Raw genomic sequence first — 15,171 nt, 5'->3', positions numbered from 1 at the left:
TGTGGTTCGGAGATTATACCAGTTAACTTTTTTGAATAGTTTTATAATCTTTTTGAATAATTCTATCATCTTTTTCATCTAATCTCCGGGCATAGACAATTAAAAAATAGGTTGTATCTCTGGATATTGTTAATGGGGTCCTGACAGCAGGATTTGTTTCATAGTCAAAGTGGTTGATTATATAACGGAAACCATTTTTATGCAACAATGTTAATATATTATGTAATTGTGGCTCATATCCGGGAAAATGGTGATATTCCAGAACCAGTTGATCAACGTTATGTATTACCGGTTCAATCTCTTGAAAAACATCCCACTCGGCTCCTTCGATATTCAGTTTGAGAAAATCCACTGGTTCGCTTAAGTATGAAGATAAACGGCAGGATTTTACTTTGATTTGATTAATGTTTGTTGAATTCTTATTGACCAGTGATCCGCCATCAGAACCATCAGCATCAAACATAAGGTATCCATCGACTTTTGAGACTGCTGAATCTATTAGCTCGACATTTGTAATATGATTTCGCTCCATGTTTCTTTTCAGTATCTGGAATATTTTCGGATCAGGTTCAAAAGTGATTATTTTTGCATCAGGATATTTTTTCCTGAAATATAATGTGGACATTCCAATAAATCCGCCACAATCGATAATCCTGGGAGCGGGTTTAAGGGAAGTGAAACCATATATTTGTTTTAAGAAAATATCCTTGTTTTCAATGTAAAGCGATAATAGGTCGGGTGCTTCTATATAATAACCATGGAGTTTATGGATATGATTTTTTCGATATCTTGAAATCTCTGCTGAAATCCTCATTGGTAAGTACCTGAGCATGGTCAGGGAGAATGAAAACCTGTTTATGCAATAATTAATTATTTTAAGTGTTCGAGCCATTATATCAATCTCATAGAATTAAGAGTTTTAAGCAATATTTTCTAAAATATTTTCTTATATGCATTATTATAATTATATTTATCCACATATTTTAAAGCTTCTAAGGCAATTTTTTTAAATTCTTCATTATTCATAGTACCAGTATAAGTTATATAAGGATACCACATATCGCTTTTCATGAAATCCTTATCAAGCTGTCCCTGTTTTTGCAGGTCATAATAAAAATCTGTACCCGGATACGGGCAAAAAATGCTTAAATCAACAAAAGTCGGTTTTATTTCTGCGATTAAATTAATTGTATCCCGGATTTCTTCTCTGGTTTCCGTAGGAAAGCCAATTATTAAAAAAATTCTCCAATTTATACCTGATTGCCGTATTATTGATATTTGCTTCCGGATTATTTCTAAATTAATGCCTTTTCTAATGTAACTTAATATTCTGTCATTTCCTGATTCAATTCCAATCTGAATCTCATAACAACCGGCCGTTTTCATTTTTTCCAGTAATTCAGCATCAATTTTATCTATTCTTACCAGACATAACCACCTGATGTCAAGTTTATTATCTATTATTTTCTGGCATAATTCCATGGTCCTATTCTTATCAATTGTAAACAAATCATCCCAGAATATGAAATTTTTTTGGCCAAAAGTATTTACAAGATATTTCAATTCCTGAATAATATTATCGATGCTTCTAAATCTGGTTTTTTTCGTTCCCCATGCTTCATGTGCAGCACAAAACCTGCATGGGAAAGGACAGCCTCTTGTTGTTAGAATATCCCCGAATGCATCAATATATTTAATGTCATTATTTTTTTCTACGATGAACATTGATTCCCTTTCAGGAAACGGTATTTCATCCAGGTTCTGGATTAATAACCGGGGTGGATTTTTTATGATTTTATTGGATTCATCCCTATAAATAATCCCTTTTATATCTTGTATTTGATAATTATTGATATTATTAATTATAAAGCTTACAAGTTCCATCATCGTTTCTTCCCCCTCCCCGGTAACTAAATAATCAATCGGGCTGTTTTTCATCAAATATTCAGAACAAGTTATCGCTGATGGCCCTCCGACAACGACTTTTGCCTCAGGTAACACTTCTTTCACAATTTTTGCTAAAACAATTGTTGAAGGAATATCAACTACCTTAGATCCAATCCCCACAATTTTTGGGTTTGCTTTTTTTAAGATACTCCTAACCTCATCCCATATCGGGTTATCTATATCATTAACTATATTATAATATTCTGGCCATTTTTCAGCAAAATCTACATTATCTGAATATGAAAGAAATTTCGTTTTCAATAATTTATAAAAAGATGTAAGAAAAGTTTTCATTTTTGTTGGGCTTTGGTAAATGTCTGCATTATATATTTCAGCGTGAATATTCTGTTTATTTTTCAAATATGCAGCAATATACCCAAGACCCAATGGAAAATTAGTACTACTTCTATTCATGAATCTTAAAACCGGTGGAATAATAAATAGTACATCAATTTTTTTGGCTTCTTTTTTAATCATAGTCCTAATTCAATTCTAATAATTTCATCTAATTGTTTTGCCCTGTGTGAAAAGGTATGTTCTTTAAGAGTACGTGCCTTACCCGCCCGGGCTATCTCTTCTCTTTCTTCAGGATGCTCAAGTAACCATCTGATCTTCTCTATACACTCAGAGACGGTTTTGTAGACAACAACTTCCTTATCAGGTTCGAAAAGTTCATGTATATTTTCCTTCCAGTCTGTGAGTAAGCATGTTCCGACACCCGTTGCTTCAAATAAACGTATATTGGAAGCATAAGTTGGAGATGAATCTGCATGGATATTGAGAGATATCTTTGAATCTCGTAAAACCTGGAACATTTCTATGCCAAAAACAGCAGGTTTCATACTTTGCTGGAGTTTGCGATTGATCGGAAAACGCGGTCTGGATGTCCATTGAGTAACTTTACCGATCACAGGTAAAGACTTTATTGTTGATTCTAAAAAACCAACATGCTTCGTAATCTGGTACCCCTCATAAAGTATTTGCATCAATAAAGTCTTTAAATCGTCTTTCCATCCAAAATCCGCATTTGGTGAAAAAATGTCTATATCAACATGCGATGTAAGCTGTTCAAGAAAATGCTCACGATACAGGTGAAACTGGCTTCTGAGTACTATTTGTCCAATAAAGGAAGCGTCACTCTTTTTTGGATTATCATTAAGCCGGCAGTTTATTCTCGGATCAAATCCGTGATGTATTTGCTTACAGCGAAATCCGGCTGCCTGGAGATAGTCCCGGGATTCGGGTGCACAGGTTAATATCAAATCCATATGCTGCCATATATTTGATTTGGGTATTGCACTCCCAACCCAGCCCAATACAAGACGAATTGAAGGAAATTCAAACCGGATTCGCTTTAATAGATCTTCACTTAAATCATCAAACCAGAGAATATCCGGTTGGAACCATTTTATCTGCTCTAATGCAATCTCGTTCAGGTCCATTCCGCCAGAATCAGGGATTGAATTTTCCCGTGCCCATGCCCGTTGCATGGATTCAGCATTTAATATAATTTCCATGACTTCATATCCAAGCGGTATCAGGGCATGATCCCAGAAATCAGACCAGCCAAATGCATTATATTCCAGAATTTTTTTCTGTTCCTGAAAAGATTGTTTTGAGATGCCCTGATGCCTTCTATAAAAGTCTTCCAGATTGCGGGGATATAAAGTTGTTATTCTGGCTAATTTCATGCTGTCCTATTTCCAATTTCCCAATTTAAATATATTATCATATTTATCTTTTACTGCATTTCTGGAATCATATATTAATTTAGCATTTCCTGATATCATCTCATAATCAATATTCGAATGATTGGTAGTAACAAGAACTAAATCACTCTTTCGGATCAGGTCCGGAGTAAGTTCCTTCGAATAATATTCTTTTGCGGATATCTTTGCGCTGGAAATAAAAGGATCATGGTATATAATATCTGCTCCTTTTTTCAACAGTAATTCTGCGACTTTCATTGCCGGGGATTCCCTGAGATCATTTATGTCTTTTTTGTAGGCAATTCCTATAATAAATATCAGGGACCCATTAATACTCTTTTTGTGCTTATTCAATGTATCCACAACTTTATCAATAATATATTCAGGCATCTTGTCATTAATTTCCCCGGCAAGTTCAATAAACCTTGTTGAAAAATCGAATTCTTTGGCTTTCCATGAGAGGTAGAAAGGATCCAGGGGAATGCAATGGCCTCCCGTACCCGGTCCGGGATAAAATGGCATATAACCAAATGGTTTGGTTTTTGCAGCAGATATGACTTCCCATATGTCAATATTCATTCTGTCGCATAACATTGCCATCTCATTGACAAGAGAGATATTGACTATCCTGAATATGTTTTCCAGCAGTTTTTCCATCTCGGCAACTCTCGGGGAGGATACTTCGAATACCCCCCCGCTGGTAATCTGTTCATAAAATGCCCTGGCATTTTTTGTGCATTCTTTTGTGACCCCGCCTACGACTTTGGGGATATTATAGGTCTTAAAATTAGTGTTCCCGGGATCTATCCGTTCAGGAGAAAAAACAAGATAAAAGTCCTTTCCGGCTTTTAATCCTTTACTTCCAATACGGGGAAGAATTATTTCTTCGGTAGTTCCGGGATAGGTGGTGCTTTCCAGTATGATGAGCTGTCCTTTTCTGATATAAGGCAATGCCGATTCTATAGCATCTTCTATATATTTAGTGGATGGTTGCTTGTTCTTATCAAGTGGAGTTGGAACGCAAATTATGATTATATCTGCCTGTCCTATCTGCTTAAAATCATTTGTTGCCTGTAATTTTCTTTCTTTGACAAGCTTCCTAATATCTTCGTCCTGGATATCCGGTATATAATTCCTGCCCTGATTTATCAATTTGATTTTCGGCTCACTTATATCGATACCGGTTACTGAGAATCCGGCTTTTCCAGCTTCTACTGCAAGAGGAAGACCTACATAACCCAGTCCTATTATTGCGACATTGGCGATTTTGTCTTTTATTTTATTCATTAAGGACATTTTCGCACCTTTTTTATTTACAAAAAGTATTTTCATACGATTCAATCATTTCTTCAATACCCTGGCGTAAACTGATAGTGGGCTGATAATTATTCGTTACTTTATTTAGCAACGTTGCATCAACAGCTTTGCGGAATCTACCTTCTGGTTTTGTTTTGTCAAATATCAATCTGGGGTGCTTTCCTGACACATCGCAAATCAATTTTATTAAATCAGCTATTGAAATCTCATCTTCATAACCAATATTTACCGGTTGTGCACATGCATAATGCTCGGTGATCAACATCATTATCTTACCAACATCTGTCGCATGTAAAAAGTTACGTTTCTGATTTCCACTACCCCATACAATTACTGGATCTTCTCCATCAAGTACTTTTTTTACCAATGCAGGTATTACATGTGATATATTTTCGTCCCACGGGGATCTTCCCCCATAGGCGTTTGTAGGTCGAACAATCGCAATCTCCATTCCATATTCCCGATAATAGTAGGTTGCCTGCAATTCTGCTATGCGTTTTGCCCATCCATATCCTTCATTTCCATGTTCTGGTTTGCCAGTTGCTACGTCGAGTTCCGGCGTGGGAACAAAAGCATCATCCGGGTAAACACAGGAAGAACTAACTACTAAAAATTTCTCAACATCATTTAGCCTGGCAGCTTCTAACATGTTCAGTTGTAAAATAGAATTATAATACAGCATCTCTCCATGGTGTTGCATGTTATATTCCAGACCATAAGCCTTTGCCGCTAAATTCATCACAACATCTGTGTCGGTTGTCACTTCTTTGCAGGTATCAAGTTGGCTTACGTCACACTCAATAAATTGAACTGAATCAATAACACTGGAGATGTTCTCAAGCTTTCCATACTTTAAATTATCTGCTACAGTGACATGAGCGCCGGCAGCTACAAGTTCTTCAACAAGATATGACCCAATAAAGCCACATCCACCAGTTACAAGTACTTTACGTGATTGCCAAAAAGACATTTATCTACACCTTTTTTATTTTTTATAATTTATAATATAATATTCCATCATATATGAAGTATATTGTATGCGATGTATGATTTCATTATATGATTATCTTTGTATTAGATGTTTGGGTCTTTATAATAGTCATATCTCCCTATCGTAAGCGAGATAATATGGACTCCATAAGACCAAATATCGGACTCAGGCGCGGATGGAGTGCTTGTAAAGTATAAACTCTGCGTATAATACGTTGCATTGTCATTCGAGGACGTTTTAGCCCTTTAGGAGTAAGAACCAGGGTTGCATCCTGCAACGTAAATGCGTGTTTGTACCCGCCAGCCAGTTCTAGATTTATTAGGAATTCCGGATGTTTTATAGCTTCTGGTTTTCTCCAATCCCAGCCAACTGAGGAGTAACCATGATTTTGATGGACAATGGTAATGACAGGTGTTGCATCTATTATGGGTGCTCCCAGAGAAAGAGTTCGATAGAAAAGCCAATTATCATGAACTGCACGTCCGATTATAAAAGGAGGGACATCAGTCCAAAATCCACGGGGAAAAACCAATAGGTCTCCCGATGTAGGTGCATGCAAATTTCCATACTCTTTTAGACGGTCTCGTAATTGAACTTCCCAATCATCATTTGTGAACTTAATCTCCTCCACCACGTCAAGATCCCATCGTTGGGCAGACATCAAGAAAGAGGTCTCTGTAATGGATTCAATCGCAGGGAGAAAATCATTCATCAGTATTATATCAGAGCTGAGCCAAACAATAATGTCAGAGGCCCCGGTATTCTGTGCGATTTCCAGGAAGGAATTCATAAGTGGCAAACCAGACTCACTACATGCGACATCAGGCACATGTTTAATTCCAAATTCAGATGCAATATCAGCAGTACCTTCATCATTCCCAATCAGAATAATTTCACATTTTGGACTCAAAGCAAGCCAGCTACGGATAGCATTTCTTTGAATAATTTCATAATGACCAGTGAATGGTCTTGGTGTTGTGACTATCGTTATCATTTAAAAACACTGTTAATTTTTTTGATTTGATACAATACGATTAAAATCTTAAAGTTTCAGGTCTTGAGTGTATCTTTTCGTTTCAGTTTCACATAACTCTTTTAGAATATCATCTAACGAATGAGTGATGTTCCAATTTGGAAAATGGGATTGCAGTTTATTCAAGTCAGTAATATAACAGATATGATCCCCTCTTCGGTTGATCTTGGAATAATCGTAATTTATTTTTTGTCCTGTTATTTTTTCAGTCTTGTAAATGGCCTCAATAATTGATACACTATTATTTCTCCCACCGCCTATATTATACACTTCACCTGGTCGAGGATTACAGCGAAAGGCTTCAAATGCTTGAATTACATCATAGCTATGTATGTTATCGCGAACTTGTTTGCCATTATAACCAAATATATGGTAAGTTTGCCCGGTGACTGCAACTTTAACCAGATATGAAAGAAAACCATGTAATTCCACTCCAGAATGTGAAGGGCCCGTTAAGCACCCACCCCGGAATACGCATGTATTCAGGCCAAAATAACGACCATATTCTTGCACCATGATATCTGCTGCCAGCTTTGATGCGCCAAAAAGTGAATGTAGCGATCGATCTATACGGCAATCCACTGAGATGCCATTAAAATCTTCTGGATTTAAATAGTCATAACGTGTTTCGAGTTCTTTAAGCGGGATTTCATTGGGAACATCCCCATATACCTTATTAGTACTCATGAATATGAATATTGCATCGGAACAGAACTGTCGAGTTGCTTCTAGCAAATTAACCGTGCCCATGGCATTCACTTCAAAGTCGATCAATGGTATTTCTTTTGCCTTGTCATGGGATGGTTGTGCAGCACAATGAATAATCAAATCAAAATGTTCATTCCTGAAAAGATCGAAAATACGCTCTCGATTTCGGATGTCTATATTACAATGAGTAAAATGTTTAGTTACCTGCAATAGGCGTTTCAGGTTCCATGTGGTGTCCCCATTGGAACCAAAAAACTCCATCCGCATATTATTGTCTACTCCAAATACAGTATGCCCATGGCGATCATAGTACTCAACTGCTTCAGATCCAATAAGTCCACTACTTCCTGTAATAAGAACTCTCATTGTATATACTCCCATTCATATGTTCTTCGGTCAATTGACCAAGGTATATTCGTATTACCATACTTATCTTTTATGAAATCTAATTCATTAGTTCTGCCTTCGGAATGAAAACCCCATTTCTCAAAAAATAGCTTATGCACACGCTCTGCATTTTTTTCGATTTGAGTCCAAGAACGCGTTCCTCCATATGGTCTATAGTGGCTATATTCTATATTAGGAATCCAGATATTATTGAGATTTAACTGAAGTGCTCGTAATCCCCAATCTTCATCTACCAATAGGGCATTGTATGTCCCCCAATTTTCACATTTTCCGATTTTCTTCAATTTATCCATTTCAATAAGTACAAAGTGATTAAAAGGTGCATGACATTTCACCGGAGCTTTGGGAAAATCGTATGGCAAGTTCGCGTAATATTCTCTCAAATGTTCAGAAGGCAAACGATATTCCATATGCAATATGCTTCTGATTTTGGTATCAATTGAATGTACACGATGATTGAAAAGAAACGGATTCTCCCATTTATCCGGTAGGCTATGAAACTGAAATAGTTTTCTTCTGTTCCAACCATTTTCAAAAAGATGATCTTTATGATGTCCTGGCCTAGTGGACGGAGCCCAATGACCGTTCAAATAATCTTTGTCTGTGAAACTCACCCATCCGACTGGTTCACGAATGTTTCTTAATATATCTTCAACATTGGGGAGAAAGTTAGATGTCAGCAATTCTATATCATCATGAGACTTAATGAAATACTTGTACCCATTTGATCTATCAATTGAATTGTTGATGAAATCAGCCCAATAAGATTGTTTTTCGGGCATTAAATCGATTTGTTCACTATTCTCGCTTTTCAGATTATAGATGTATTTTTTTATTTGCTCATTTACGAAGGGGGCTATCTCAATAATTATTTTATACTTATCAGTCCCAATATTTGTCATTATACTTCTTATTGTAGTTTTTACAAGATTCAGTTTACTATTTGGACTGCCTATCTTGATTGCGATTGCAACACTCATATTATGTAACTCCATCATTGACTAAATTTTTTTCTTGCTATTTAATCCCGGAAACTATTTTTTTCAGTTTAATAATAAAAATATTAGGATTTAAAAATAATATCCAAAGCTGCAATATCATCAATTCGATTGTTCCAAGATTACGTTTACGAAGAAATTTTGGTAGATGCTGGATTTTTGATTCTTTCAAATCAACACCATGCCAGGATAATCTCATATTTCCTCGTAGAAAAATCGTTCCATCAAAGCCTTGGAAGAAGTATGTAATTGAATCTAAATTTGTTCTCATTACTTCTGGAGTATTGTTTTCAATCTGAAACAATGGATAATATTCCTTCCTTATGAAAAACGCATTAAAATCCAAGACAGATACTAATTCATATCCTTTTATAACTCCAAGTTTCATCAACGATAATAAACTTGAACCCTGGTTAACTGACATATCTTTTGATTGTACAAATTCAATATTTGTAGGAATTGTCGGATTGAACTCAACACAGATTACTTTCGGTTTGTAAGTCAACATCTCACTCCATATATGATAATCATTTCCATCCACATCAATACTGAGAAAGTCAAAATCTACCGGAATACAAGTTTTCTTTAAAATCTTATCAAGAGTATATTCTCCTTCAAATCCAACGAATTGATTTATCGTAATTACTTTATTATTATTTAAGTAATTCTTTTGTAATTCTATGAATTTTCTTTTATCCCCCTCTATTAAAATTGATGAATAGTTTTTATTTTCGATTAGATTCCTTGTATTACTCATCGTTTTACCATCGTGCGCCCCAAATTCTACGCACCATTTGTTGAGTGGAGTAATAATATCAAGGATATTCTCAATTATTCCATCCTCACCTGATTGTGAGTAAACATTTTGTTTATGATCTAAAAGCCAAGTTGGTTTATTCATATTTTTAACCTTTTTTAGAACTAAATCCCATTGTAGAATAATGTCTGCTTGCATCATTTACGGGGAAATAATCATAATCTATTTTTTTTATATTAATAAATCCCGATTCATGTAAAATATTCCTGGTAAGTTTTTCATTGAAAAAAGCCTTATGAGTATTCTCAGGATAGTCCTGCCCACCTAAAAAATCTCCCAACAGGTTTATATCTAATGTTCGATATTTTAATCCTTTTTTGCTGATTCTTAATAAATATGTATTTACCAGTATATCAAAATTAGGTACTCTTATAATCAATTCTCCATTTGTAACTAATACCCTATTCCATTCATTTAATATTCTTTTTACATCTGTATAACTAAAATGTTCTAAACAATGACAAGAATATATTAACTCTATTGAATTATTATCATATTCATTTAGACTTGATATATCCATTATTTTATCTGTTGCTATTGTCTTTCTTGAATCAATATTTATAAAATTTTCCAATTTTATGTTTCCACAACCCAAATGTAATTTCATCTAAATCTCCAAAGAATTTTGCTATCATCTTCCTTCAATTCAAATTCTTTCTTTTTCTAATAATTCTAATTTGTTGAATGTATGGAACACCGCCAAATGTACCAACATTTAATTCGCTTTCTTTTACACCCGGAATATCTACAATCTCAAATCCTTCGAACAATTGTGCTATTCTATATGGAGTATACAATCTATGAGCATTGAAAACTACATGTCCCTCATAATCTGGATGACATGGGAAGACTATGATTGCAAAACCTCCGGGCTTCATAATTTTGCGAATAGAATCCATCATTTTCAGATCACCAAATGAGTCAAGCGGATCACTGTAACGTCCTAATCCTATATGTTCAATGGTGCTGATACAAGTAATTAAATCATATTTTGGTTGCAAGTTTGAATTGTTGCATAGGTCAATGCGTTGCACAATTACTTTCTCATTATCTACCTCGATATCTCTTATCTCAAAAACATTACATATTTCGATTCCTGCTGCAATTTGTATAGCCGGGTATGCACCCGTTTCACAACCGACATCCGCTCCTATCTTTAGATTCTCTGTTTCAACAAGTTCACAAATAATTTCATAAATTCTTCGTGTGATATCCGGATATCCAAAGTTAAAATCGTTTCTTTTAATTTTTTCCAAATACGAATTTATTGATAACTTACGTATACTGACATCTGCCTGATAACTTATACATTCATGCCACTTTGCAGCCCTGTCATTATAAAAACCCTTTGTAAATTCATTCACCATGTTTGATGGTATCTGCACTTTTTTATGATCCTTTATAAAGTGTTTCTTCAACTTTCGGATTATCACTTGCATTTTATTTCCTCATTGTTGCATAATATATTGTTTTCATCTCTTATTTAGTTCCCGGAAAAGCTGTGCCAGCTGTTCTAAATCCTTGTTTGTCGTTGGTAGTGAATAATTCTTTAGTTCAGGTTTTTGTAGCAAATTAAGATTTCGGATACTCACTACATTACTAAAATCTAATAGATACCTTTTATGCCTGGCCATCACCTTTTCTGGGAAATCAAACATCTCATAAAAAACATAACTGTCTATTCCATACAAACTGGCTGAACGTGATGAAGTGGATGCGACAGAGTATACTGCTCGAATCTCTTCTTTACGCATCGAATAAATCATTTCTGACGTTTCATTTTTATTATATATTTCAAATCCCGCCAGGTCATAAGGGATATTCCCATTTTCAGCAGGATGAGCTTTGAGTAACAGAACTACGTTTTCATCCCTATAAAGATCAGTCAAGGCATGCAATATCTGATTCATTGTAGCAATCCACTTTTCTCTTGAGATATTAGAAAACAGGGATGTCCATCCCAATCCATCATCAAAAAAGAAAACAAATCTTTTTTGTTGGGTTTCAAATTGTTTATTTTCAATCAATGGATATTTGATTTCAATATAGTCATCATGCTTTTCAAATTTTTTCGAGAATACAAGGAAACAATCGATGATATTTCTCTCCTGATAGTATCTTCGTTCAACGACCATCCATCCATATAAATACACTGAAACCGGATATGCTCCAATTAATATATATTTATTATGCAGTAGCCAGGATAGCCAGCTGTTGGTATCACATTCAAGGCTTCTGTGATAGCATGGGCCTATCCGGCAAATCACAGAATGTATTGTTTCGGTTCGAAATTTCCTTAAAAGTAATCTCACCGATAGTGTGGCTTCTGTCATTTCAGAAATTATACATAGTGAATCGTCTTGAAAGCTGATTTTCTTTTCTTCGTTGAGAAACGCTTTGACATCAATAAATCGTTTAAAAATAATCCAAGGCAACAACTCGTAATACCAACGATTCGTGTAAGCACATTCACAAACCGGTAGCCTGATCACAGAATCAAAACCTTCCAAAAACTTTCTATAATTTACCAGCGAGAAATAGGGGTGTTCAACTAACATCAGATGCTGTTTTACTTCAGGAAAGAACTTTTGGAAAAATGAACATAACTCATGATATTCTACAAGGTCAGTGAAATGGCCGCATATGTAGTAGATGTTTTTCATGAGGCTTTATCTTCTATTTTCTATTGTGTAACCTTAGATGCTACAAATCTCAAACAATTACCCTTTAATTCAGAATTAACAGCTTGTTCGAAAATTCGATTAAATTCACTTTCTATTTTGTCATCTACATGAGGTAACCTGACATCATCCTTTTCATTTTTGGGAATTATATACTTTTCTAATATGTCCTCAATATTATTCTCAGAATATGTATTACAAAGTATATTTTTTAATTGCAAAAGACTGTTGTAACGCTCAACCGTTTCAAGTCTGATTTCATTAAAACCACATGTTTCAAGATAATTCTTTAATACTTTGGGCGAAAAATAATAATAGTGGTTGGGTTCATAATGAAATCGTTTAATAATCTCATTATTAAATATTGAGATTCTCCAGTCATTTTCATTGGGAACTTCCCCGAGGAAAATCCCATTCGGTTTTAATGCTGAAAATATTGATTTTACTGCGGATTTTACATCTACAAAATGTTCAATTGTATGAAAAGATACGATTATATCATATCTTTCGTTGAAATTCATATATTCAACAGGCTTGTTAAAAATATTAAATCCAAGTTCTTTAGAATACTCCCGGTATTCATCATTCAATTCAATTCCCTCAATCTGGGCACCTGCATCTCTCAAATTTTCCATTAAACCACCTGATGCAGAACCTATTTCAAGGATTTTTTTACCTTTGAGATCAACATTTTCTGAAATGAACCGGGTTCTATCTCTGGCATCCTTTATTGAAACTTTATCATTATGGTGTTCCTCTGCAGTTTGAACAGGCAATGTTTTTATTTTCCTGTACTTTTCTTTATAAAATGACTCGATCTCTTTATTGGTACTTGCCATTTCTTTGAAAACCAGACCACAATTATTACATTTTAATATATTATTTTTCTCATGTCTTGTCCAATCAAAAATTATTGAATTATTCGGTGACTCACAAAAATTACATTTCATAAGATTTTCCTGCCAGTGAATTGTCCATTTTCAAGCTATGATTCTGGATCATTCTATTTTCCCATAGTTCATAAAATTCCCTCACAACTCCTTCCCCGCCTTTTTTCTTTGCTATATAGCTGCATACTTTTTTTACATCAATGATTGCATCAGCAGGACATATCGATATCCCTACCTTTTTAAGAACGCATATATCATTTATATCATCCCCGATATATGCTATTTCAGAATAATCCAGATTATATTTGTTTTTTAGTTCCTCAAGTGCCAATAATTTGTTTTCAACCCCTTGATATAAATTATCCACCCTAAGTTTGTTTGCTCGCCTCTCAACAAGTTTAGTTTTTTCTTTTGTAATGATTGCTATTTTAATGCCATTTTCCTTCAAAAGTTGTATTCCCATTCCATCGCGTGTATTAAATTTTTTTAGTTCATCCCCATTTTCAGAGTAATACATGCTGCCATCAGTCAACACTCCATCAACATCCATAGCCAGCAGTTTTATCCGGCCCAGCTTTGCTTTCATTGGTTCAAATCCACATCTTTATAATTGATAACCACGTCTTCATCAATATTATTTAATGCTTTTTTTCCAACAATTTTCCCGATCTCTTTTGGCGGAATGCCAGTTCCCGGACTTTTTGTTGTCAGCATATTTCTCTCAATTACCGTTCCTTTACCAATAAAGCATGTAGAAACAATACTCTTTGCCAGCTTATGCCTTATCGGGATTTCCGAATCCAATATTTTCTTTTCACCGGACCCGAGAGAATCTTTAATATTATGGATATCACGTATCATTTTCGATAAACCGTAAGGTTCAAGTGATGCAGCATGATCTCCACCTTTCCAGGTTCTGTTTAATGTAAAGTGTTTTTCTACTACACATGCGCCCAGGACTGCTGCTATCACAGGAGCAATAATTCCATCATCATGGCCGGAATAACCTACCAGCAAGCCATACCGTTTCCGAAGCACTGGTATAACATTTAAATTTATATCAGAAATAGCACATGGATAAGTTGATGTACATTGCATCAGTATAATATCATGTGTATAATTCTTTAATAATTCCACAGCATAATCAATTTCAGAAATATCCGCCATTCCTGTTGCCAATATAACGGGTTTTCCTTTTTTCGCAATGTGCTCCAGAAGAGGTATGTTAGTCAAGTCGGCAGATGCAATTTTATAAGCAGGAACGTTCAATTCTTCAAGAAAATCTGCACTTTCTTCATCCCATGGACTTGCCAGGAATATAATATTTTTATTATCACAATATTTTTTAAGCTCAAAATAATTATCCCTGGATAATTCAAGCGCTTTTCTGTGCTCGCCGTACGTAGCCCCAAAACTATGAGGTCCACAATATGGTTTTTCAAGAGCCTCTTTTGTTAAAATCTTGTTGATCGTTCGTTTCTGGAACTTTACGGCATCTGCCCCGCAGCTGATTGCCGTGTCAATCATTTTCTTAGCTATTTCAACATCACCCTGGTGATTTATGCCTATTTCTGCAATTATAAAAGTTTTACAACCATCTCCAACCAGAATATTACCAATTGTCACTTTTTTCTTTGATATTTCCTTGTTCATGATTCTCCGTCAAATGAAA

The 15,171-nt window shown here is 35.0% G+C and carries 15 protein-coding genes; all 15 read right to left on the bottom strand.

Annotated features, from left to right (window positions below):
• Nucleotides 1–22: 22 nt before the first annotated feature.
• Entirely contained in the window at nucleotides 23–892 is an 870-nt protein-coding gene (locus FIB07_10090) for an FkbM family methyltransferase (protein NJD53204.1), read from the bottom strand.
• Between the two features lie 41 nt (nucleotides 893–933).
• Nucleotides 934–2,424 (bottom strand): radical SAM protein, encoded by a 1,491-nt coding sequence (locus tag FIB07_10085; protein NJD53203.1) that lies wholly within the window; start codon nucleotides 2,422–2,424, stop codon nucleotides 934–936.
• Nucleotides 2,421–3,638, bottom strand: coding sequence for a glycosyltransferase family 1 protein (locus FIB07_10080; protein ID NJD53202.1), 1,218 nt, complete (start codon nucleotides 3,636–3,638; stop codon nucleotides 2,421–2,423). Before FIB07_10080 ends, FIB07_10085 begins: the two co-directional genes overlap by 4 nt.
• 6 nt (nucleotides 3,639–3,644) lie before the next feature.
• The gene (locus FIB07_10075) at nucleotides 3,645–4,952 is read right to left on the bottom strand and encodes a nucleotide sugar dehydrogenase (GenBank protein NJD53201.1); all 1,308 of its coding nucleotides are present in this window, start codon (nucleotides 4,950–4,952) and stop codon (nucleotides 3,645–3,647) included.
• A gap of 13 nt (nucleotides 4,953–4,965) precedes the next feature.
• Nucleotides 4,966–5,943: an SDR family NAD(P)-dependent oxidoreductase gene (locus FIB07_10070; protein ID NJD53200.1), complete on the bottom strand. Its 978-nt coding sequence runs from the start codon at nucleotides 5,941–5,943 to the stop codon at nucleotides 4,966–4,968.
• A 139-nt stretch (nucleotides 5,944–6,082) separates the two neighbouring features.
• Nucleotides 6,083–6,958 carry a hypothetical protein gene (locus tag FIB07_10065; protein ID NJD53199.1) on the bottom strand — a complete coding sequence of 292 codons (876 nt, stop codon included), beginning with the start codon at nucleotides 6,956–6,958 and terminating at the stop codon, nucleotides 6,083–6,085.
• Nucleotides 6,959–7,006: 48 nt separating this feature from the next.
• The gene (locus tag FIB07_10060; GenBank protein NJD53198.1) at nucleotides 7,007–8,071 is read right to left on the bottom strand and encodes an NAD-dependent epimerase/dehydratase family protein; all 1,065 of its coding nucleotides are present in this window, start codon (nucleotides 8,069–8,071) and stop codon (nucleotides 7,007–7,009) included.
• Entirely contained in the window at nucleotides 8,068–9,093 is a 1,026-nt protein-coding gene (locus FIB07_10055; protein NJD53197.1) for a hypothetical protein, read from the bottom strand. Before FIB07_10055 ends, FIB07_10060 begins: the two co-directional genes overlap by 4 nt.
• Nucleotides 9,094–9,130: 37 nt before the next feature.
• Nucleotides 9,131–10,069, bottom strand: a complete 939-nt coding sequence (locus FIB07_10050) for an FkbM family methyltransferase (GenBank protein NJD53196.1) — start codon at nucleotides 10,067–10,069, stop codon at nucleotides 9,131–9,133.
• Nucleotides 10,017–10,535 (bottom strand): methyltransferase domain-containing protein, encoded by a 519-nt coding sequence (locus FIB07_10045; GenBank protein ID NJD53195.1) that lies wholly within the window; start codon nucleotides 10,533–10,535, stop codon nucleotides 10,017–10,019. Before FIB07_10045 ends, FIB07_10050 begins: the two co-directional genes overlap by 53 nt.
• Nucleotides 10,536–10,569: 34 nt before the next feature.
• The gene (locus FIB07_10040) at nucleotides 10,570–11,367 is read right to left on the bottom strand and encodes a DUF268 domain-containing protein (GenBank protein NJD53194.1); all 798 of its coding nucleotides are present in this window, start codon (nucleotides 11,365–11,367) and stop codon (nucleotides 10,570–10,572) included.
• A 33-nt stretch (nucleotides 11,368–11,400) separates the two neighbouring features.
• Nucleotides 11,401–12,591 (bottom strand): hypothetical protein, encoded by a 1,191-nt coding sequence (locus FIB07_10035; protein NJD53193.1) that lies wholly within the window; start codon nucleotides 12,589–12,591, stop codon nucleotides 11,401–11,403.
• A 20-nt stretch (nucleotides 12,592–12,611) separates the two neighbouring features.
• Entirely contained in the window at nucleotides 12,612–13,559 is a 948-nt protein-coding gene (locus tag FIB07_10030; GenBank protein ID NJD53192.1) for a class I SAM-dependent methyltransferase, read from the bottom strand.
• Nucleotides 13,549–14,085, bottom strand: coding sequence for an HAD-IIIA family hydrolase (locus tag FIB07_10025; protein ID NJD53191.1), 537 nt, complete (start codon nucleotides 14,083–14,085; stop codon nucleotides 13,549–13,551). The genes FIB07_10030 and FIB07_10025 overlap by 11 nt, the downstream gene beginning before the upstream one ends.
• Nucleotides 14,082–15,152, bottom strand: coding sequence for an N-acetylneuraminate synthase (locus FIB07_10020; GenBank protein NJD53190.1), 1,071 nt, complete (start codon nucleotides 15,150–15,152; stop codon nucleotides 14,082–14,084). The genes FIB07_10025 and FIB07_10020 overlap by 4 nt, the downstream gene beginning before the upstream one ends.
• Nucleotides 15,153–15,171 lie beyond the last annotated feature (19 nt).

This window comes from Candidatus Methanoperedens sp. (genome assembly GCA_012026795.1).
In the GTDB taxonomy this organism is placed as follows: Archaea; Halobacteriota; Methanosarcinia; order Methanosarcinales; family Methanoperedenaceae; genus Methanoperedens.
Note: the sequence above shows the minus strand (reverse complement) of the source record. Positions and strands in the feature narration are given on the sequence as shown.

Coding starts and splice junctions, on each gene's coding strand:
- FIB07_10090 (NJD53204.1), bottom strand. CDS start 892: ATGGCTCGAACACTTAAAATAATTAATTATTGCATAAACAGGTTTTCA.
- FIB07_10085 (NJD53203.1), bottom strand. CDS start 2,424: ATGATTAAAAAAGAAGCCAAAAAAATTGATGTACTATTTATTATTCCA.
- FIB07_10080 (NJD53202.1), bottom strand. CDS start 3,638: ATGAAATTAGCCAGAATAACAACTTTATATCCCCGCAATCTGGAAGAC.
- FIB07_10075 (NJD53201.1), bottom strand. CDS start 4,952: ATGTCCTTAATGAATAAAATAAAAGACAAAATCGCCAATGTCGCAATA.
- FIB07_10070 (NJD53200.1), bottom strand. CDS start 5,943: ATGTCTTTTTGGCAATCACGTAAAGTACTTGTAACTGGTGGATGTGGC.
- FIB07_10065 (NJD53199.1), bottom strand. CDS start 6,958: ATGATAACGATAGTCACAACACCAAGACCATTCACTGGTCATTATGAA.
- FIB07_10060 (NJD53198.1), bottom strand. CDS start 8,071: ATGAGAGTTCTTATTACAGGAAGTAGTGGACTTATTGGATCTGAAGCA.
- FIB07_10055 (NJD53197.1), bottom strand. CDS start 9,093: ATGAGTGTTGCAATCGCAATCAAGATAGGCAGTCCAAATAGTAAACTG.
- FIB07_10050 (NJD53196.1), bottom strand. CDS start 10,069: ATGATGCAAGCAGACATTATTCTACAATGGGATTTAGTTCTAAAAAAG.
- FIB07_10045 (NJD53195.1), bottom strand. CDS start 10,535: ATGAAATTACATTTGGGTTGTGGAAACATAAAATTGGAAAATTTTATA.
- FIB07_10040 (NJD53194.1), bottom strand. CDS start 11,367: ATGCAAGTGATAATCCGAAAGTTGAAGAAACACTTTATAAAGGATCAT.
- FIB07_10035 (NJD53193.1), bottom strand. CDS start 12,591: ATGAAAAACATCTACTACATATGCGGCCATTTCACTGACCTTGTAGAA.
- FIB07_10030 (NJD53192.1), bottom strand. CDS start 13,559: ATGAAATGTAATTTTTGTGAGTCACCGAATAATTCAATAATTTTTGAT.
- FIB07_10025 (NJD53191.1), bottom strand. CDS start 14,085: ATGAAAGCAAAGCTGGGCCGGATAAAACTGCTGGCTATGGATGTTGAT.
- FIB07_10020 (NJD53190.1), bottom strand. CDS start 15,152: ATGAACAAGGAAATATCAAAGAAAAAAGTGACAATTGGTAATATTCTG.